General features: G+C 70.1%; 1 protein-coding gene. It reads right to left on the reverse strand.

Annotated features, from left to right (window positions below; translation table 11 throughout):
• Nucleotides 1-474: 474 nt before the first annotated feature.
• Nucleotides 475-22,263: a WXG100-like domain-containing protein gene (locus ACFOSH_RS22105; protein WP_378240933.1), complete on the reverse strand. Its 21,789-nt coding sequence runs from the start codon at nt 22,261-22,263 to the stop codon at nt 475-477.
• Nucleotides 22,264-22,305: the final 42 nt, after the last annotated feature.

Below are 22,305 nucleotides of genomic sequence, written 5' to 3' on the forward strand. Positions count from 1 at the left end.
CCTTGTACTCCTCAGTAAATCGGCGGCGTGTCGAACCCATACTCGTGTCTCCCGAAGGACCGGGCGACCCTCACCCCGAGTCCACCGAATCGGGAACGGTCCAGTATGAGAAGATCGCATCCAGCAGATGCCCTCTCGCTAGCTGGTTTTTGTTCCGTCGCAAGAACAATCATCCCAAGCCAGAGGGCATTTGCGTACCCAGACACACCCCAAACACCACATCAACACCGGTGGATCCAAGCTGGGTGTCCCCAATGCCACATTCGGGGCACCTCTGGGGGTCGGTGACTCGACGCCGTGTCCTGAAGGGCCCCTTTAAGACATTCAACGTCCTGAAGGGCCCCTTCAGGACATTCCGCAGCGCGGCTCAGGGCACCGGAACCCTTACGGATGTGACGCGAAGGGAACCTTCCCCGCATGCGATGCGACGAAAGCCCCCTTCACCCCGACCGACAAGACTCCTATGCCTACCCCTCAATAAGTGCGCGGTGGTCCGGCCGCGTCGGGCACCAAGGCTTCGAAAACACTGTTCGACCCCGACGTCCCGGCAGGCTCCGGTGGCTCGGGCACCTCTTCCATGCCCAGGCACTGACCGACGTTCCAGGACGAGTTCTTGATGTCGTTCCACGCTTCGTGCCGGGGGGTCACCAGCTCGGTCAGTCGTTCCACCTGCCGCTGGGTGTCGAGGAACGGGCCGGACTTGATCCGGAACACCTGCCAGCCACTCTGCTCGTACTCCTCACGCCGCGCGGGGTCCAGCAGGCTCCCGCCGAACAACGCCTCCTCCTCCGTGCTCGGCACGCCCCCGCCCTGATACTCGGCGAGCAGGGAACCCAGCCGCTCCGCCAGTTCCGTCCGCGGGTAGGACCGGCCGGCGCCGAAGTTGCCGGCGAGGGCGAGCTTGCCGAGGTAGCTCTGGTGGATGGTCGCGCGATCGCCGCGCAACTCCAGGTAGAAGGCGTGCTCCGAGCCCGCGCTCACCCGCACGCCGACGTCTTCGCCGCCGGTGATCACGGCCGCCAATCCGGCCACGGTCGTCTCCGTCGTCGCGTCCACCGGCTCGTGGGCCACCTCGAACAGCAGATTGGCCGTATCACCGCAGGCACCCTTGAGGTCACCGTCCGCGAGCGCGCGATAGGTCTCCGACGCCGAGGCTTGAGGGTTCTCTTCGTAAGCGGGCCACAGCACGCCGAACGGCTCCATCGTCCGCATCTCGAGTTCGAACAGGTTCACCCCGAGACCGGCCGCGACTTCCTCGAAGACCCGCGCGGTCACCGAAGGAGCATCGCCGGACCTGTCCTGCCTCAGACTCGCGAGGCTGTCGTGAACCTCTTGAGGGTCGAGCTCGGTCCGCCGGTCCGGGTAGGCGTCCGGGTCCGACGTCACGACCGCGAGGCCGTGCTGCCGCGCGAAGTCCAGGACCCGCAGCCGGACGTCCGGGCTGATCCCGTCGTCGTCGATCCCGACCGCTTCAGCGGGAATCGAGACGGCCTCGACGTCGCGGCCGAATCGGAGCCCGCCGTAAACGTGCACCTCCCACTGCAACAGCCGCAACGGGATCATCCCGGTCAGGCCCAGCGCGTTGTTGATCACGGCCCTGGCTCCCGTTTCGTCTCCGTCCTTGAGCATGTCGGACATCATCCCGACGACGTCCGACCTGGCCTGGCCCGTGTCTCCGACGGTGAAGTACGACCGCTGCCGGACCTCCGGCTTCAGGACGAGATGGGTCTCGCCGTAGTACTTCGTGCCCTCGAATCCCAGCGTCTTCGCGTAGTTCGTGTTGACCGCGCCGAACACGGCCTGTTCGTGCGGGCCGAAACCGCGACGGCCGGTCTCCTTGTCGTCTTTCTCCCGGCGCCATCTCGTGTAGTTCTCGCCACGAGCCGCGTTCACGTCGTTGGACAGCGTCCAGACGGCGAATCGCGGATCCTCGTCGAAAAGACGCCGCAGGTAGCGGTGCCGGTTCCGGGCGGCTTCCGCCGCCCGGAGGCCGGCCTGTGCGGCGGCGTGGTCTCTGCTCAGTCCGATGAGTTCCGCCGCCGACTGCTGGGCGGTGCCCTTCGACGCGGCCTCCACTCGGCTCTCGATCTGCCGCACGGTGGCCTGGAGGCGGTCGATCTCGGCGTCGTCGACGGGATCCAGGGTCGGCAGGATCGAGCTGTCGACGATCCGCAGCCCGAGTTCGGCGGCGGTCAGGTACTCGGCGTCCGGGCGCATGAGCCTCGCCGCGGTTTCCTCGTTCCCGAAGACGTTCGCGCCTTTGAGCGAAATGGTGAGCGGTGCCGTCTCGAACCAGCGCTCGATGTGCCCCAGCACCTCTTCCGCCTCGTCGGTGCCCTCCAGCCCGGTCAGCCGCTGGACGCCCTCGATCACCTCGGCCCGGATCAGCGTCCGGTCGGCGGGCTCCAGCCGTCCGGTGCGGATGTCCCGGAGATGCGTGTACTGCCTGCCGGTCAGGGCCGCCGCCGCTTCGGTACCAGGAGGCGGCACATGCGAGACGGCGGTCGGGCGCCGCAGGCTCTGGACGCCCGTCTCGATCTCCGAAGCGTCGAAGGGCAAGGGCGACGGCGGCTCCGTCTGATCCTCCGAGGACGGTGCTGTGCCGGGGACGGCCACGGCCTCCGTGGACACCGGCTCCGCGGAGAGCGAAGACCGCAGCGCGTTCAGGCGATCCTTCGCCTCGGCCGTGAGCGAGAGCTGCAAGTCGGCCCAATTCGGCGCTTCACGGGAGGACGAGTCACCGGAGAGGAAGTCGCGAAGCCGCTTGGCTTTGGTCTTCTCGGATTCGACGGTCAGCGAGTAATGGGTCGCGGAGATCTCCCCCGGGAGCTCCCTCAGATCGAACTTGCCGTTGGCACCGGGATCGTCTCCCAGCCCTCCGTACCTGACCTCGCTCGTCGTGTACGAGAGCATTTCCGCTTCGTATCGGGAAAAGAGCAGGTCGAACAGGTCCCGATCCGGCAACCCCGCCCGCTCGGCCATCGCGGCGATCCGCCCCGCGGCGGCGACCTCGTCGATGTCCCGGCGCACCAAGGCGCCGAGCGGATCATCCGAAACCAACGCGCGGGCGAGGCCGATCGATTCCGCCGAGACCGTGTTCCCCCCGGTGTGCCTGCCGAGGATCCATTGAGCGAAGACCGGCTTGAGCAGAGGGTCGTTGAACGACGACGACACTTCGCGCGCCACATTGTCCACAATGGACGCCAGTGCCAGCGCGTCACGGCGCCACCGCTCATGCGCGGCTTCCGAATCCCGCCGCTTGAGTACACGGAGAACACGATCGACGTGCTCACCGACGGTCTGCTTCTGCCGGATCCGGGCGCCGGGGTCGGCCAGTACGAGGTCGACCAGTGGAAGTTGCTTCGCCCAGTCGAGAAGCCGCTTCGGCTCCCGTGTCAGCGGAGGTTCCGGCGACTCCGCCGCCGGATCGAGGTCCACCGTGATCACGGCGCGCCTGCGCGCCTCCTGCGACAGGCCGGCCCGGTGTTCCTCCGGCTCCGGAACGACGCGGACGTTGCGTGCGGGCAGCACTCCCGCTTCGGCCCGAAGGGTGCCCAGCTCACGGCTGACGGCGGCGCGCACCGCCGCGACCGTCACTTCCGCGCGCGCGTGGCCGGTCCGCGCGGCCTGCCCGATCCCGAGCACGGCCCCGTTGCCGGACCCCGCGACGTTCACCATCGGCGCGGGCAGCCCGTCCGCGCGCCGTCGTACGGCGATCGCCGCCAGCTCCCGGGCAATTCTGTCCACTGTGGACACAGCGGCCGGGGACAGCTCCTTGCTCCCCTTGTCGAAGCGGATCTCTTCCACTCGCCAGGGTTCGTCGGCGAGCCGCACCGCGCCGTCCAGGTCGCCCGCGGACTTCCCGAACGCGTAACCACGCGGCAGGCGGTCTTCCCTTTCCTCCGTGGCGATATGCGGACCGATCGGGAGCGCCCGGCCGGTGGAGGCGGTGAAGCGCACCCAGTTCCCCTTCGGCGCGACCACCGGCCGACCGGCCGCGTCGACCCCCACCTTCCCGGTCACCACGAGGTGGCCCGGTCCGTCGGGGTCGGTCGTGCCGGGCACGAAGTACACCGGACCGTCGGGTGCGACGGCCTCCACGTCGATCCCCCGCGCCCGCAGCTCGGTGAGCACCTTGGCCGCGAACGACTCGCCGCGGCCGGTACCTGCGCCGCACGACGCGAACATCAACGGCTTCTCGCCGTCCCACCGGCCTTCGTCCCTGGCTGTCACCAACAGCGTGGCGACGTCGGACGGGCTCAGCGGCGTACTCCCGGTTTCCGGGGCGCTGTGGACCGGAGCACCGTTCACGTCCCCGTGGGCGAGAAAGGTGAAGTACCGGTCGTCCGAAGGCCAGCGGCCGGCGATTCCGTCCAGCCGTGGGTCGGCCAGCCGGATCCCGCGGTTTCCCGCGAGCGGGACCGCCGGGACGTCGCTCGCGGCGATCGGGTTCGGCCGCACCGTGATCACGGCACGCCGCCGGCGTTCCTCCGGTGTCGAGCGCGGATCGTCCGGGGCCTCGGTGAGATCACGTCCCCTCGACGACGCCGCCACCCGGACCGTCGGAACGCCCTCGGCGACGGGATCCTGGTCGGAGGCGACCTTGACCACCTGATCGCCACCCTGGAGCCGGTTCAGCTCTTCCCCGAGCTCGTGGATCAGCATGGACCGGACCGCGTCGGCTCGCTCCTTCCCTTTCTTGACCGCACCGCCCGGCACGGCGAAGGCACCGTTGCCGTACCCGGTGACCGTCACCGCCGGAATCGGCAACCCGTTGGCGTTGCGCCAGATCGCCGCTCTCGCCACCCGGGTCGCGACCGAACGAAAGGTCTGCACGTCGGACTCGCGGGGTTCGCTGGCCCCCTTGTCGAACGCGACCTGCGCGGACCATTCGGTCGCGGCCCCCTGCCCGCCCGAGACCACGAAGGTCATCAGGTTCGGCATGATGAACATGTCCGGGTCGTCGTAGACCGCCCAATGCTCGTGGAACGAGTCGCCGGGTTCCTTGCTGTACGGGACGAAGTGCCAGTTGTCCCGCTCTTTCGGCCAGGTGGCGAGGTTGTACACACCGCCGGCCGCCTCGTTGTAGGCGCGTTGCATCGCCGGGTCGTCCGGATCGGCAGTCCGGCCGATTTCCGCCAGAGCCCGGAGCTTCCTGACCACATAGAGCTTCAATTCGATCTCGGTGACCGCTGGGGACGAATTCGCCTTGGCCTGCTGCAGGTCGGCGTCGAACCCGGCTTCGAGCACGTCCCACAGCCCGTCGTACTGGGCCAGTGCCTGCTGGATCGCTTCATCGACCTTCGGCGTGCGAATTCGCGCCTGCGGCGAATTCTCCAGGGTGATGTTGAACCGGCCGTCCAGACTGGTCGCGACGACAGCCGCGAAGTGATAGCCGAAAGGAGTGCCGTCGTTTTCGATTCCCTTCGCGAAGTCGCGACCCATCGAGACCAGGCCGTTCTCGTCGTCGAAGGGGATGGAGTTGGCGCAGTACGCTTCCCCGACCGACGGCCAGGCATGCTCGTTGACACCACTGTCCTGAGCCGCCTGGTCCATTTTGGCCCGGCGCGGGGCGTTCGACAGCTGGTGACTCATCGCGCTGCCGTAGGCCTCCCCCGGGCGGGGCGCTCCCGCCCCGCCACCGGTCGGCCTGACGTCCTTGCCCACCTGCTTCGCCGCCCAGCGCGGATCCACCGGATCCGACAGGTCCTCTTCGGCCTGTGCCGCCATCGCCTCGGCGAGGTGACGCACCCCGGTCACCTCGACACCGTTGGTGGTACTGACGTTTCCGAGCGCGGCGTTCCCGTCCTTGCTCCGGAAGACCGCGATGTCCGGTAGCGCGCCAAGGACCTCTTGCGCCATGTCACGGCAGATATGGGACGGCTTGTCCCAGAATTTGACGGTCACCTTGTTCAGCCGGTGCTCGACTCCCGCTCGCTCGACCACCAGGACCACGTCTTCGTGCACTTCGAGACTGACGTTGCTGTCCGCCCGCAGCAACCCGGCCCGGGACGCGGCGACGACGTCGGGCACGGCGAAGAATTCTTTCGAGGACTCCGCCGCGCCCACCGCGATCGACAGGTCATCGGCCACCCTCAAGGGGATGTGGTCCGATTCGACGTTCTCCTGATGCGGTACGACGAACGGGCTCGAGCGAGCGGTGACCGACAAAGACATGTCGGAGGGATACGTGAAGGCGGGCCCTGCCGCCGGACCGGTCCGCTCTATCCGGAACACCGTCGTCACTTCGACCTGTTTCCGGGGTGCCCGGCGGTGCGCGGTCGCGATGTCGGAGCCGTCGATGCGGACCTCGTGCCGGCCCGGCTCCCCGTCCGGGTCACGCCGGACGGAGATGAGGAAACTGCTCAGCAGGTCCTCCCGCTCCTGAGGGTCCAGATCCGCTCGCGCGGCCACCAGGTCTTCGAGCATCTGCCACAACGTCTCTTCCAGGACATCGTTGCGGGCGACGTCGAGGCTCGCGTCGCCGCCGCCGCCCGACACCTCGATCGACGGCATCGGCTCGAACATCTCCGGGCGCATCAGATAGGCATGGGCGACGTCCTCCATCTGCCGGGCGATCCGCCCCAGCCCGTCCAGCTGCGGGCCGGTCAGCTCGGCCGAACCCCCGGCGAAGTCGATCGTGACCGGCACCAGGAGATCGTCGTACTCGTGGGGATCGTCCTCGACCGAGGACTCGTCGCTGATCGAGGACTCGTCGTCCTGATGGGCCGCCACGAGCGCGTCGAACACGGAATCCGTATGTGAGCCGTCCAGCTCGTTCAAGTCGTCCCAGAACCCGTCGTCCTGCGAGACCTTCGTGGGCGTGCGCAATCCCTCCCAGTCGATCTCCGCGTAGTCCACAAGGGACTCACGCGCGCTGCCGGGCGCCGGGCCGGTGTCGTCCAGGACCACTCGCGGTTCGCTCCCGGGAGCGAACCGGATCAGCGGTTCGCTGCCGTGCCTGCCGAGCCCGGCGGTGTCACCGAGCGGCAGGGTGTGCGTGACGAGTTCGAGCAGTGGCGCGTCCAGCTCCACATCGTCGGTCAGGACCGAGCCGGTGCCGTCCGGACGGCGGAGGTGGTGCGAGTCGGTGCCGATCACCGGGGCCCAGCCGTTCACCGTCTGTTCGTGCACGACGCCGCCGATGACCCGGTGCCCGGCGGGGAGCGAGTCCGCCAGCGTGGTGAACTCGGCCATCCGTTGCCGGTAGCGGTGCTCGATCCTGTCGCGCACCTGAGGCGGCAGTCCGGTCAGCTCCGGGAGCCGGGGTTCGAAGCGAGCGGCCAGCCCGATCGCCTGCTCCGGCATGCCGAGGTGGACGTCCCACGTCGTGACCGTGCCCGCGGCGAGCCCGGGCGTCGCCGGTCGCCCGCCCCGGAGCAGCGCACGGATCGTCTCCGGATTCACCGGCCGCAGCTCGAACGCCACCCCCGCGGCGTCCGCGGCCCGCTGAAGCCCGGCCTGCGCTTCCGGGCCGATTCCGAACTCCCGCTCGATCCGCCGCGAGACCGGTTCCGGCGCCGTCTCCGCGTCGAAGAGCGTGCCGGAGTGATCGGCGAATCCGTCGGCACCGGGAAGCCGGACGCCGCCGGGCAGCCGGGGCCGGTCCCGGATCGAAGTCTCTTGCCAGTCCTGGAACGCCTGGTCCAGCCTGCCCGGATCGTTGCCCCAGGCGCGGAGGTCGTCGGTCGCCCTGGCGACGCCGTCCCGCGCCGCTTCGAGCGCGGTTTCGGAGTCCGTGAGGCGCTCGGCGTCACGGGAGCTTCCACCCTGGTCGAGGCGGGACCGGAGGCCGGCGTGCGCCGCTTCCGCCTGGCTCAGCTTTTGGCGCGCGCCGAGGAGGTTCGCCCACGCGTCGCTCCGGGTGACCGGGAATCCTGTGGTGGCCGGGCCTTTCAGCTTCGGCCCGGGGTGCCCGTTCGCGTCGCGGTCGAGGATCTCGCTCCAGCTCGCCGCGTCTCGCCGCCAGGCTTCGGTGAGCAGGGCGCCCGCCGACGGGGGTGGCACGATCTCGACGGGGGTGGTGATCTCGTCACGGGACTGCTCGAACGAGGCGCCCGGTTCCGCCAGCAGCTCCCAGACCGAGTCCGGCAGCGCGACCGATCGGACGTCGTCGCCGTCCCGCCGCCGGTAGGTGATCGTCCGGACCTTGTCCGCGAGGCCGGGGTCGTCGACGACGGTCTTCAGCGCCGTGTGCCACACCAGATCCGGGTCCGGATGCTGCTGTACGAGCGCCTCGACGGCGGTCAGATGCAGGTCACCGTTCCGTTCGCGCAGCCCGCGGGTGAGGGCCTCGACGACCTTCTCGGCGTGTTCGCCGACGGTCCTGATCCACAGGCCCGGCGCGATCTGGTCGGTGACCGAAAGCGGGTCGACCTGGCGCAGCCGGACCTCAGACGGCTCGTGCCATTCGGCGGCCCTGCTGACCTCGACGACTTCGAAGGTCGAGCCCGGCGGCAGGATCCGGTCGCCGTCCACCGGCACGGCGAAGGCGTCGTCGATGACGAACGTGACGTTGCCCGGCTCGCCTCCGGCGACCAGCAGCGTCGGTTCGGTGACGAACCGGCCCTTCCGGAACGCGTCCAGTTCCGCGGCCGAACGCCAGGTGTTCACCGTGATCCGGCTCCGCTCCCCGGCCTCGGACAAGGCGTGCCTCCGGGCGCGCACGACCTTGTCGCGGTGCGCCCGGGTGTCCCGGCTCGCCAGATCCGGCGCCAGTTCCCTGGCGTCCTTGACCACGTTCTTCAAGGCGACCAGGTCGAGGAAGTACTTCGCGGCCGGGCCGTCGCCGGGGAAACCGGTGAACGGCGTGCCGACGCGGGCGGGCGTGGCGCCGATCTGGCGCAACGTCACGTGCAGCTTTTCGTCCTTCTCCTCGACTTTGAGCACGTCGAACGTGGTTCCCGGCGGAAGCAGCACCTCTCGTTCGCTGGGGCGGACGGACGCCGAGGGGATGTAGGCGGCGTCGTGGACCAGTGCGTGGACGACCACCTTCCGGAATCGATAGAGAACGCGTTCGCCCTGCACGCCACGGAAGAAGCTCGGGTCGGTGAACCGCTGCCCCTGCTTGAAGAGTTCCTTGCCCTCCGAAACCGGCAAGTCCATGACCCGGGTCGCCTGCCCGGTGTGACGAGCCGGGAAGCGGGTGACCGCGGACGCGAGCAGCCGGGACAGCGACGCCGCGTGGTCAGGCCCTGTCCCGTTCTTCAGGTGGTTGTCGATGTGCGGGGAGTGCGAGTGGCTGTACGCGCGGATGGCGGCCAGCTCCGCTTCGCCCACCGACGCGAGATGCGGGCTGTCCCTCAGCACCTGGGGGACCTGCGCCAGGTACTCCGCCATCTCCTGGTGGGAACGGAATTCCTGTTCGTCCGCTTCGGAGGCGAGGAAGCCCGGTCGGTGCTCGGTGCCGCCGGGCGGCCGCTCGTTCGGCCGGGGGTCTTCGCCGACGAGCGCTTCGGCGCGGTCGGAAAGGAGCTGGAGGTTGCGAGGTTCGAGGACGACGTCGCCGGTGACGGCGGTCGCGGTCATCAGGCCGGGTCCGGTCGCGACCCTGCCCGCGCCGTCGGTGTGCCGGAAGACGGGCGCGTCCTGCGCGTCGACGAAGTATTCGTCGTACAGGCCGAGGAAATGCCCGAGCTCGTGCGCGAACTGGACCTCTGTCCCGTCCGAGGGCCAGTGCCGTTGGTCGGCCGGGGTGCCGGGGCCGGTCACGAAGACCGAGCCGTGCGCGTCGGCGCGGTCGGTGAAGTCGACCTCGACCATCAGCTGTTCGCCACCGGGCAGCCGATAGCCCTGGTTGTAGTACTCGTTCACCCCGGACTTCACCCGGGCCTCGAAGGCCGCGATGTCCACTTCGGACTGTCCGGTGCCGTCCAGCCGCAAGCGGACGGTGTGCAGCCGGACGGGTACGGGTTCGTGGCCTTCGCGTTCGACCGTGAACCGGCGCAGGTCGTACCCGATCGTCGCCTGCCACGGCCGTCCCGAACGGCTCAGCCCGCCGTCTTCGGACCGGACGGTCACCGACGGCGTCTCCCGCTGCGAAGGTTCCAGGCGGGTCACCGGATTCGCGACCCGGTGCCCGACGGTCACCGCCGGATCCGCCGCCCGCCACCACTCCCGCGTCGCGTCCTCGCGGGTCCACGGCTTGCCCGCCGGACGGGTCACCGAAAGCGGCGACGCGCCGACGGCGAGGCGTACCACCGGATCGACGGGCACCGGCGCGGCGAACAGCAGGGCTATCGCCTGATCCGCGGCCGCCGTCAGTTCCTCGGGCGGCGCGTCCGTCCGCTGGGCGATCTCGCGGTGGATCCGGTTCAGCGTCGTCGACGGGCGGACCGCGTTCCGGTCCTGCTCGGCCGCCGCGAAAGCCCGCTCGTACGGGCCGGAGGCTGCGAACAGGGCGTCCGCGATCGCCTCCGGGTCACGCATCAGGTCTTGGAAGAGCGGGTCGTCGCGCAGGGTTTCGGCCACGACCGGCGGCGTGTCCATCAGCACGAGTTCGACCAGCCTGCGCGGCAGCGGCGCGTTCTGGTCGTAGCCGAGACCGCGCCACGGCGAGCCCTCGGCGGTGAACGGATCTTGTCCACTGTGGACAACGGCGGCGACCTCGGACAACACGGTCCGCAGCCGTTGCGGCGTGATCGGCTCCAGGACCGTGTCGCGGGTCGGCGCCAAGGTGGACAACAGTACGGCGTCGTTGGCCAGTGCCCGCACCCGTCGCGAGAGCAGCCCGAGCCGCGATCTGTCCTCAAGGGACTCGCCAACCCGGCTTTCCAGCTCCCCGAGCGCGTCGTTCAGCTCTCCCAAGCCCAGGTCCTGCTCGGGACGCGGCGTGAGCTCGCCGGTCCCCGCCAGCCGGGAGAACTCGGCGAGAGCGGTATCGAAGTCCTTGTCGGGCAACCGGAAATGCGGCAGGTCCGCGGTGGCCGCGCGATAGGCCGTCACGATGTCCGCGGCCGGAACGGGGTTGGTGCGACGCGCCGGAGCCGTGGGGACCGGGCCTGTCGGGAAAGGCGCGTCGTCGTGCGGCCGGACCGTGATGTGCGACGCGGCGCCGCGCAGCGTGCGCTCGAGGTCGGTCGGTCCCTGGACCCAGCGCCCGGCGTTCGGCGCGGGCGCCCCCAGGACCGCCGAGTACACGTCCTGCACGAAGGTCGTGCAGTTGTGGCTCGTCACCTTGTACTGCCTGCCGGAAAGCGCGAGCACCCGCTCCAGCCCCCGGATGACGTCGTTCGCGCTCACCAGGTGATCCGCGGTGTACGTGGTGGGTTTCTCCCGCACGGGGCCCACGTGGACCGTGCCCGGGACGGTCGCCCACCGCGGTGAAGGAGGATTCTCCGGCGCGAAGTCGATGAGTGTTCCGTCACCGAGGGGGTCGTGGATCTCGATCCACGCGTGGCCGGTGTACTGGGCGCTCAGGTCCCGGTGCCGGGTCTTCACCTGGAACTTGAACGCCGGCCGGTCCGGGTTCAGCAGCCGCATCCGGTCGAGGGCGTCGGGGAGGCCGGTCCGCATGAAGTACTGCGCGACGGTCCGCTGCTGCACCACCTGGGAGCGGTCTGCCTGGTCGTTCAGCCAGTTCTGGACCGATTCCCCCGGCGGGACACCCGCACCCTGTCCGGCCTGGACGAACCCGACGATCGCCGAATCGGCCCTCGTGTCGTCCTGCTGGTAGGTGATCGTGATCGGCCGGAACTCGAGGACGACGCCGTGCTCGTCCGTCGCGGTCCGCAGGGCGGTGCGCAGCGTGGTTTCCAGGTTCGCCCCTCGCCTGTTCGCCAGATCCTCGTCCTGGCCGCGCTTCACGACGATCTCGATCCGGCGACCGGCGACCGGCCGGGTGAGCAGTTCCCGGGCGAGGGACCGGACGAACCCCGCGAAGGCGATCTCGTCGACGTCGTCCGAGCCGGGGCGGAACGAGATCTTGGCGTTCGGGTCGAGCAGTTCGACGTCGTCCAGCTCCGCGATGCCGCCGACGGCCTCCCGCAACTGCCTGCCGAGATCGCCGGGGCCGGTCACCAGCCAGCCTGCCGACGGGGCGGGCGTACCGGTGGCGCGTTCGAACAGCCCGCCGGCGAAGTGCAGCGAGTTGAACGACAAGGCCTGGTGCGGGGTGCGCAGGTTCCGCAGCGCGTGGTCGAGGGCCCGAAGCGTGCCTTCCGCGGAGATCCACACCTCGTAGCTCGCGGACGCGGTGTGCCCGGTGCCGCCGAGCCGCACCGCCGGGCTGTCGTCGCCGCCCGCGTGGAACCCGATCGTTTCCCGGTCACCGTTCGGCAGCACGAATTCGGCCCACACGTGGCCACGGGCGCCGACGAGCGGGGAAAGCCGCGGCGCGGGCGTGCCGGGGTCGACCGAAAGCCGCAGCACGGTGTTGCGGTCCCGCGCCGTGGACAGCGGAAGATGCTGATCGAGGTAGGCGAGGAGCGGGGACGACGCCCAGAGGTTCGGGTCCTCGCCGAGTTTCGTGGCCGTCCGGGACAACCAGGACGTCACCGTCTCGTCCGGCAGGAGACCGAGTTCCGAGCGGAGGTCGCCATCGTCGGACCGGACGAGCGCCATGGTCACCGAGCGCCGCCGCGCCGCGGGGTCGTCCGACAGCAGCGGCGGAAGGCTGTTCCGGACGGCGGCGACCGGTTTGACCACCAGGGACGCCTCGGACAGCTGCAACCGCAGCGCCTCGGCCACCGCGTTCGCCCTGGCGAGCGCGGTGTCGGCGCGGCCGACGATCGCGTTGCCGTGGCCGGTGACCTGGATCCACGGCGACGGCAGCGACGGGTCGCGCGTCGTCATCGCCCCGGCCGCCGCCGGTGCCCAGGCGGCGAACCGCCCTGTCGCGGCAAGCGCCTCGTCGTCCAGCGCGCGTGATCCCTTGGCGAAGATGACAGCGGTGTCGACGACCGGAGCGGCCGTCTCCGTGGTCGTTTCCGTGACGTCTTCGGGATGCTCGGCGATCTCGACGAATTCGCCGTCCTTGTCCACGTTGACGCCTGCCAGCGCCTGGACGAGGTTGATCGTCTGGGTCGGTGCGTACACCGTCCGGTGGTGGCCCAGTGCCTTGAGCTCGCGGCGGAAGTCGTAGCCGCCGCCACCCGGCTCGTTCCGCTGCCCGGATTCGCACGCCAGCAACACGATCGGCGCTTCGGGACGGGTTTCGAGGGCCTGCCGGAAGTCCGGATTCCCGAGGGCTCGCCCGGCGAGATCGGCACCGGTGATCCGCCGGGGGAAGACACTCCCCTCCACCTTGATCCGGAACCGGTCCGGACCGGCGTGGAGGTAGAGGAAGATCGGCTGCTTCGCGAGCTCTTTTGAGGCCCACGGAGCGGGCTTGCTCACCGACCGGGGTGCCTGCGGCTGCGCGGATTCCGGCGGGTTCTCCGGTTTCGGGCTCAGGCTGCTGTACTCGACGACGGGCCGGGCGCCGGTCGCGCCCGACCACATGCGGGCGACCACGTCGTCGTTCCTCTTGCTGGGGAACGCGATCCCGACGGTTTTGCCCCCGGCACCGGTCATGGTCCTGACGTCGGCCGCCCTGGTGGAGCTGTCCGGGGCGGGCCTCGTCGGCGTCCTCGTGTCCAGGTCACGGGTCGCCAGGTACTCCCCGCCCGCCGTCCGGACGATCCGGACCGGCCGCGGCCCGGCGGGGCCGTAGGCGAGGTCGTCCCCGGTCTCGGTGACGACATGCAGCCGGACTCCGAAGGCCTCGGCGATCTTCGCCGCTGTCGTGTTCCGCAGCGTCGCGCCCAGCTCCCGCAGTTCCGCCTGTCGTGACGGCGATCCGGGCGCGATGCCGGCCGCGATCGCGGCGATCAGGTTGCCGGTGACGGGCTCTCCCCCGACCGGCACCACGGTCTTGTCCAGCCGGGAAAGGGTTTCCTGCTGTGCTTCGGTCAGCCCCGGATGCACCGGAACGCTTGCCGTGGCGAAGAAATCGGCCGACGGCGACAGCGCGACGCGCACCGGCTCACCGTCGTCGGGGCCGAGCGTGACCGTCCCGCCGTCCTCGGTCAGCAGCGCCAACCGGACGTCGAGGGCGACAGCGACCTCTTCCGGGGTGGGTTCCCGCAGTGCGGCGCCCCGCTCCCGCAGTTCCGTTCGACGCACGGGGGAATCGGGCGCGAGCGTCCGGGCGATCGCCTCGACGAGGTTCGCCCCCAGGGTGTCACCGCCGACCTTGACGACCTCCCGGTGCTCCTGGCCGAGAGCGGTCCGCTGCGCGTCCGTCAGCCCGGTACCCGGCCGGGCGCCCGGCAGCGGGTCCTGCCCGGGATCGGTGAGGCGAGCGCCCGGGCCCAGCTGGCTGTGCAGGACATGCTGGATCATCCAGGCGTGGCGGGGCATCAGCTTCGGGGTCACGCCGGGCTTGACGACGTCCTGGCCCATGATGCTGCCGTCGCCGGTGACGACACCGGTCGTGCCGTCGTCCTCCCGGCTGAGGAACACCCGGTCCTTGTCGTGCTCCTCGTCGGCCGCGCCGAGGTAATGCAGCAGCTCGTGGGCCAGTTCCTCCGGTGTGGCGTCGGATCGCCAGGTGGTCTGGGTGGTGCGTTCGTCGTCACCGGCGACGACGTCGTACGCGCGGTACCGGGAGCCGACCGGCCGGTCGCCGGTGAACTCGATCCGCACGTGCAGCTGGTCGCCGTTCGGCAGGCCGTGGCGTTTGTTGATCAGCTTCTCGACCCCGGCCGTGGCACGTTCGCGCAGCTGCGCGAGCTGTTCGTCGGTGACGCCGCGGCCGGGGACGAGGTTGATCGGCACGGTGAACTCGGTGACCGAGCGCCCGTCGACCTTGAAGCGGCTGACGCCGTACCGGATCACGCCGTCGTAGCGCTTGTCCTTCCCTGTCTGCACCGTGGTGAGCACGTCGGCGGTCTCGGTGGCCACCGCACGCCTCGGCGTGGTCGCCCGCAGCGGCTCCCACCGCGCCGGGTCGAGCGGGTTCGCCACCGAGAACCAGGGCGCGTCGGTGGCCCGGCTGTGCCGCCACTTCTCGTCCTCGGGAGAGCCAGGCGGTGCCGTGAGCCGCGCGAATTCGGCGTCCAGCGCGCCTTTCGCCAGCCACCAGGCATCCTGTTTGGCGTCCACGAAGTCGAGCCACGAGGCCTGCAGGACGGCCTGGGTGCGGATCAGCTGCTCCGCCGCGGCGGTCCGTTGTTCCCGCGCTTCCACAGCCGCGGCCTCGGCGGTGGCCAGGGCTTCCCGTTGCTCCGCCAGCACTTCACGCACCAGGTCACGCCGGTGCTTCGCGTCGACCCGTTCCTCCCGCAGCCGCCGGACGTCGTCCAGTGCCTCAGCGAGCTCCTGATTCCCTTCGGCGAGATCCACCCGTTCGCGGGCCGCCGCCAGTTCGGAGGAGCGGACCTGGAAGTCGCGTGCCGCGTCGGCGGCGCCACGGGCGAGGTCGTCGAGATCGACGGTCCTGGCCCCCAGCCCGGCCTGCACCTCGTCGGCGGCCGCGGCCACCCGGTCATGGTGGAGCCGAGCGGCTTCGGCGAGGTTTTCGGCTTCCCGCAAGGCTTTCTCGGTCTCGCGGGCGTACTTGTGCTGCCGTTCCTCCAGGGTGCCGGGACGACGGACCCGGGCCGCGTCGACAGTGGCGTTCCAGTCGGCGACGGCACCGAGCTTCTTGACCAGCTCTTCGGCACGGCGGCGGTGTCCCTCCGCGCCGACCTCGGCGTCCCGCCACGCCTTCGCGGTCCTGGTGACCCTTCCCTGCCGTGCCTTCAGGACGCGCGGCGTCTTCTGCCCGGTGACGTCGGCCAGTCCGCCGATCGGCATCCGCACGTCCGCCGAACCGGGCAGCGAGACGTCCACGACCTCGGTCCGGCCGTCGACCTTGACCACAATCCGGTAGTCCACGTCGAAGCGCACGAGCGCGGTCCGCCCGACCGGTTTGAGGTTCGCGACGGCGGACACGGTCGTACCGTCGACAGTGGCGTCGGCGGGTTCGCTGGTCCACCGCGCGTCGACACCGGTGACCAGGCCACCGACGTTGTCGTTCTCGTTGACCGGCGTGACCGTCGGCCCGGTGAAGCCCATCTCGCCCGCCTCGGCGACCTTCCGTTCGGCCGAGCGGGCCGTCGTCGAGTTCTTCGGGTTCTCCAGGTTGACGCCGTCGCTCAGCGCGATCGTCCGCGGTTTGCCGAGCCTCGCGTGCACCTCGACGTCCGCCCGCTTGCCCCGCAGGACGGCCGCCTCGCGCAAAGCGGGCACGGGCAGGCTTTTCCCGGTCATGGCGGGCAGGAACGCCTGCAGCACCTGAGGACTCAGGCTCGACCAGAGCGCGTTGACCGGGGCGGTGCCGTAGCCGGTGATCCCGTTGTCCGCCCCGGCTTTGGTGAGGGTTTCCCGCACGACGTCCCGCAGCCGCGCGGCGGCGCGCACGGATTCGACCGACGCCATGTCCGGCAGCTCGGTGACACTCCCCCGCCGCCAGTTTTCCAGTGCGGCGGGGGTGGCGTCCTCGACGGACAACGGAACCGGATCCGTGTCCTCGCCGGTGCCAGGGTTCCTTTCGGGGCCGACGGTGAGGTTGTCGGCCAGCAGCCGGATGCCGAGCAGCCGCTCACCGGTGCCGGCCGACGCGACGGTTTCGCCGTCACGCCGCACTTCGAGGGTGAACTCGATCGGCACGTCGAACAGCGCGGCGGGCCCGGTCCCGGTCCGCAGCCGCGTTTCCTGTTCGGTGCGGACCTCCGTGGTGCCGGTGACCTTGACGGCGCCGATCCCCTTGGTGACCGCGCCGCCGACCGACGTCGCCGTGGCACCGCCGTCTTCCTGGTACTTCTCCTGTCCGCCCGCGCGCACCGCCGCCGACCACGCCTTGGCCGTGCTGTCGGTGTGGATGGTCCGCACCGCGCGGACGGTGCTGTGTTCGACGGCCCGGCCGTCGTTGACCACCTCGCGGAAAGCCGGATCCCCCAGCGTTTTCGCGGTGAGCAGGACCTGGTAGCCGCTGTCGGTGAACAGTTTCGGCAGATGCGTGTGCAGCGGGATCCCGCCGTCCAGCGCGCTGTCCACCAGCCCGCGCACGCCGTCCGGCGAGACGAGACCGGTCAGCCGCGCCCAGTTGTGCATCGCGTCGTTCAGGGACACGCCCGGCAGCAACGGGATCTTGGCCTTGGCCAGTTCCGCGGACAGTTTCGGCACGAGGTCGGACAGGTCGGGCAGCCGTTCGACGGCGCCCAGTCCCAGCGTGCCCGGCTTCCCCGTCGGCAGCGTCGAAGGAGCCGTGAGCCGCTCGTCCCGCTCCCGGGGGCCGGCGGGTTTGGCGGGCAGGAGACCGTGTTCCCTGGCCTGGTCTTCGGTGAGCCACACCTGAACCGCGCCGGGAAGGTGGACCGAGCGGGCCGCGACCCTGGCGTCCGGGCGGATCAGCGCGGTCTGCTGCCGCGCCTCGGCGAGCACGGTGAAATCGACGTCGAACCGCGCCAGCACCCGCGGGGTACCGGCCGCCGTGGTCAGGTTGCGGTCCACGACCGCGGAGATGTCGAGACCGTCGGCCTTCGTGGTCGTCTTCGACCACGGTTTGCCGGACAGGCCGCCGGTCGCCGAACCGGTGGGATTTCCGGCCACCGAGCCGGTGACCGAAACGCCGGCGGTGACCACCGGGCCCGTGCTCACGCTGGTGCCACCGTCGAACCGGAACCCGCCCGAAGTGGACTTCTCCGCGGCCGCGTCGTCGGCCATCCGGACCAGCGTGGGTTTGCTCAGCTTCGCGTGGACGCCGACCCTGCCCACCCGGTCCGCCAGGCGCCGGGAATGGACGAGATCGGTACTCATCACGCCGTGGGTGAACGACCTCAGCGCCGCCTTGATGTTGTCGGTACTCAGCATCGCCTGGACGCTGGTCCAGGCGTCGCTGCCGGGCAGGGCGAGCGCCTTGTCGCCGTCCGAGGCCTCCACCAGCGCAGACAGCGCCGCCGAGCCGACGTGCCCGGTGTTGGCGATGCTCTCCACTCCGATCCAGTCGCCGACCGCGGGCGCCGGGAGTTCCTGGAAGTGGCCGGTGATCGACCGCGGCGGGTCGAGCTCGCGGACCCGCGGCGCGCCGGGCGCGATCTGGGCGGCTTCGGCGGGCAGGGTCAGGCTGTCCGACATCCAGAGCGTGAAGTTCGCCGGGAGCGGGACGGACCCGTCTTCGCTTTTCTCGGGGGTGGTCCAGATCTGGCGGACTTCCGGCACCTGGAGACCCGGCAGTCCGGGCAGCATCTGCCGGACCGTCGCGTTCAGCCGGGAGAAACCGGTGATCGAGACGACGAACCGGCCCTCGTGCTCGAAACCCTCCGAATCGGCGCTGCCGATGTCGAGGTCCGTCGACTCGGTGACCGGGCCCGCCCCGGTGCGGGTGCCGCTGCTGCTGCCGTACTTCGCCGAAGCCGTCGCTGTCGCCCCGAAGGTCACCTTGCCCTCGGGTCCGGCCGTCCAGCCCTTGGTCGTCGCGGAGGAGGCGCCGAGTGCCGGGCCGGTGGTCGTGGCGTTGCGGATCACGCGTCCGGTCGCCCGCCCGACATGCCTGGGGGACTTCGTCTCCAGCCGCACCGTGACGGTGATGTTGTCCTGCCAGAGGACACCCTGGCGTTTGAGCGTCACCGACACCCCGGTGCCCAGCAGCGCGTCCAATCGGTTCCGCAATGCCGGCGGCGACAGCACGGCCTGCAGGCGGTGTTCGTTGGCCAGCATCTCCAACGTCCGCGCTGCCCCCGCGCGTTTCGTCCGGGTGCCCTTCTCGTCCCAGTCGGGCAGCAGATCCTTGTACTGGCCCGCTTCCCGGAGTTTGCCGCGGATCTCCGTCAGCACGGCGTCTGTGCCGGTGAACCCGCCGACGCGCACGTTGCCCGCCGCGAGCCCCGCGGCCAGATGCGCGGGCGGGAACTTCTCGGTCGACGGCGGCGTGATCCCGTCGCCCGTGCCGTCCGGGACCGGCAGGCCCTGTTCGGCGGCTTCGGCCAACCCCACCCGGGCGTAGACCGTCGCCGTCGTGGTGGTCTCCTCGCCGTCCAGCGCCTGCACGACGATCTCGGCCTCGAACCGGTAGAGCCCGATGTCGCCCTTGAGCTGGACCCCCGACTTCACTGTCGACGTCCGGCCGGACACGACGGTGTCCACCGTGCGCGCCGAGTAGCCGCCGCCGACCCCGGCCGCGATCTTCGCGCCCTTGACGCCGCCGCCACCGCCGAACGCGACGGAGGCGTCGAACCCGCGTTTGGTGAAGGCGGAAACGGTCGCGCCGGTGGTCGCGGATTCGTGCAGCCGGAGCTGGGTCCCGGTCGTGGGGCCGACGAACTCGGCCCTGGTCAGCACGGCCTTCATCCGCACCGCCCCGACCTTGCCGCCGTCCGCGCTGAGCAGGGCGGGAGAGCTGACCCAGCCTTCCAGCATGGCGCCGAAGTTCTCCCGGATCCCGGCGTTGCCGAGGAACGCGCGCAACGCGTCCCGGCCGGGGGCGCCGAACGCGGTGACCGACCGGGGCAGCAACCTCGCCGTCCCGGTGAACACCTCGGCGAGGTCGGTGACCGCCTCGGGCACCGGATTCCGGAGCTTGCCCCCGACGTCGGCGGTCAGCTCTTTCGCGGCAAGTCCGGTCGGGGGTGTGATCCGGACCAGGTCGTCCGGAAGCCGCACGGTGACCTGTCCCGGGACTGGCCTCGCCTGCTCCTGACCGGTGGCTTCGGCGCCGCTTTCGTCGTGGACGCTGACGGTGAACTCGACGTTCAGGCCCACCCGCCGGGAGCCTTCTCCGGACCGGATCGCCCGCTGGTCCGAAGTGGACACCGAAACGGTCTGGGTCGCACCGGGTGCCGCCAGCGCGACCTTGCCGCCGACGGTGAGATACGGGCCTGTCGGCGCCTGCACGGTCACGGCTGTCCCGAGGTCACCGGCGCGGAGGACGGCGAGGTTCTCCGCGTTCGAAGTACCGCCCTGGACCGTGAGATCCGCCTTGGTCTTCTCCCTCGGTTCGCTCACTACGTCGCCACCGATGGCGGCCCGGATCCGGACCTCCCGCCGGCCCTTGTCCGTGCGGATCGGGAAATACAGGCCACTGAGCGCGGATTCGAAATCGTCCTGGACGGCGTTCCTGATCGCGTCGAGCTGATCCGGTCCGGTGCTGGGGAGCAGCCGGGCCAGCTCGTCGCGCAGCTCGCTGGTCCCCTCGAGCGTGAGCACGGGCGCGGAGCCGAGAGCCTGACCGGTGGCGAGGAACGGCGGCAGATCCGCGCGCGTCAGGTCCTGCTCTTCCTTGGCAGGCTTAGTGGTTTCGGCTGTCTCAGTTGTTTCGGCTGTCTCGGCTGCTTCGGCTGCTTCGGTTGTTTCGGTGACGGTTTCGGTGGTGGCCGGGTTCAGTGGGCCGTCGTCACGTGCGTCTTCCTGATGATGCTCGAAATGGTCCTGCCCGAACGGTTCGCCGAGATCCAGTTCGATCGCGGGTGCCGAGGCGGCCGGGGCCGGGACGACGGACTGTTCGTCAGAGGTGGTGCGCAGCGGAGCGGGACGGGTGCGTGGCCGTTCCTCTTCCTCCGGCTGTCCTTCGTGCGCCTGGGTTTGCTCGTACGCGGGCGGCGCGTCCTCGACCGTCCCCGCGTCGGAGGTGGTCCGTACGGCGGTGGGCGCGGAGTCTGTCTCTTTGCCGTCCCTCTTGCCGGGGGAACTCGTCTTGACGTCCGACGGCGGCTTGGTGTCCGAAGTGGACTTCGGACTCGACGCCGTCTTGGTTTCGGAAGTTTTGGTGTCGGAGGTTTTGGGGTCTGCGACCTTGGCTTCAGGAGCCGCTTTGGTGTCCGAAGTGGACTTGACGTCGGTGGTGGGTGTCGCGGCGGGTGCCGTGGTCGCCATGTTCGGCGCGGCCGTGGGAACGTCGCCGAGCGAACCCACACCGCCGAACTTCTCCTTGAGCGACGTGACCGCCGAGTCGAGGGCGCGTTCCCCGATCCCTTCGAGTTTGTGGCTGACGGCGCCGCCGACCACACCACCGGCGAAACCCATCCCGTATTCGGCGGCGGACACGGATTCGCCGTTGAGGGCGGCCATCGCGGCCTGGCTCATCACGCCGGAAACACCCTCGAAGAGGAACGTCGTGCTGAACTCGACGGCCTTGGCGAGCATGTTGCCGCCGAGCCGGTCGGCCACGTTGCGGGTCAGCACGTCCGGCACGTGGTCGGTGAGCAGGCCGACCGCGTCCTTGCCCAGCTTGTCGCTGTGCGGTGCGAGCACCTTGCGCAGGCTGTCGTCGAACACCCCGCTGCCGTCCAGGCCGTGCTTGCTCCAGTTGTCCACGAAGGTGCGCGCGTAATCCCTGCCGAGTTGCCGGGCCGCGTCGTCCCCGAGGGTCTTGCCGAACGCGGTGCCGAACCTGTCGGCGACTTCATCGCCGAAGCCGTCGATCGCCCGCTTCGTGAACGCGGACGCCGGATCGCTGAGCTGTTTGCCCGCCCGGTCGGTGAGCGTCCGGCCGATGTCGCGTACCCAGTTGTCGGCGAGTGCCTCCCCGCCCGGCAGTTTGAGATCCTTGACCAGTTTCAGCAGATCGTCGGTGGCGATCTTGCCGAAGTCCTTGCCCAGCAGGCTCCCGAGCTTGCGGCCCAGCTTCTCGCCGAGTTCGCCGACGGCCCCGCCGAGCAGTCCGCCGATCGCCCCCGAGATCGCCGTCTGCTTGGTGCTTTCGTCGTCCCATTCGGTCCGTTCCCGTTGCAGGCGCTGCACGGCGGCGTCGATGATCAGCCCGCCGGTGATGCCGATGAACATCTCGAACACGATCGCCCGCACGAGCATCTTGAACAGGACGAGCAGATACCCGCGGGTGAGGGCGTAATGCCAAGTGAGGTTCGCGAGCGACGCACCCGCGGTGACCGAGGCGAGGGCGTACTCCATCGCGATCTCGTAGGCGAGCAGGAAAAGCTGGCCGATCGCGGAGAACTTCGTGTACTCGACGTCCAGCGCGATCTTGCGGCAGCCGTCGGCGATCCCCTTCGTGCCCTCGGCGAGCTCCCCCAGCAGGTTCGGTGACCCGCCGGTGAGCGGCTTCATGCTCTTGTCGAACGCCTCGCCCGCCTCGGGCATCGACAGCTTCTCGTCGATCGCGCGTTTGACCCTGGCGATGTCGTCCGGAAGCTCGTTCAGCAATCCCGTGACGGTGTCGTACTCCTGCGCCGCCCGCCGGAACTTGTGCTGGTTGGCCGCGGGCCAGGAGACACCCAGGACTTCGAGCAGGGTCCGCGCCCACTCCGGCACGTCGCCGAAATCGCTGCGATCGACCTTGATGGGCACGGGACACCTCCTGACCGGTTCACCGAGGACAACGCGGCCCGG

Origin of the sequence: Amycolatopsis speibonae, from assembly GCF_042647925.1 — a bacterium.
Lineage (GTDB): Bacteria > Actinomycetota > Actinomycetes > Mycobacteriales > Pseudonocardiaceae > Amycolatopsis > Amycolatopsis speibonae.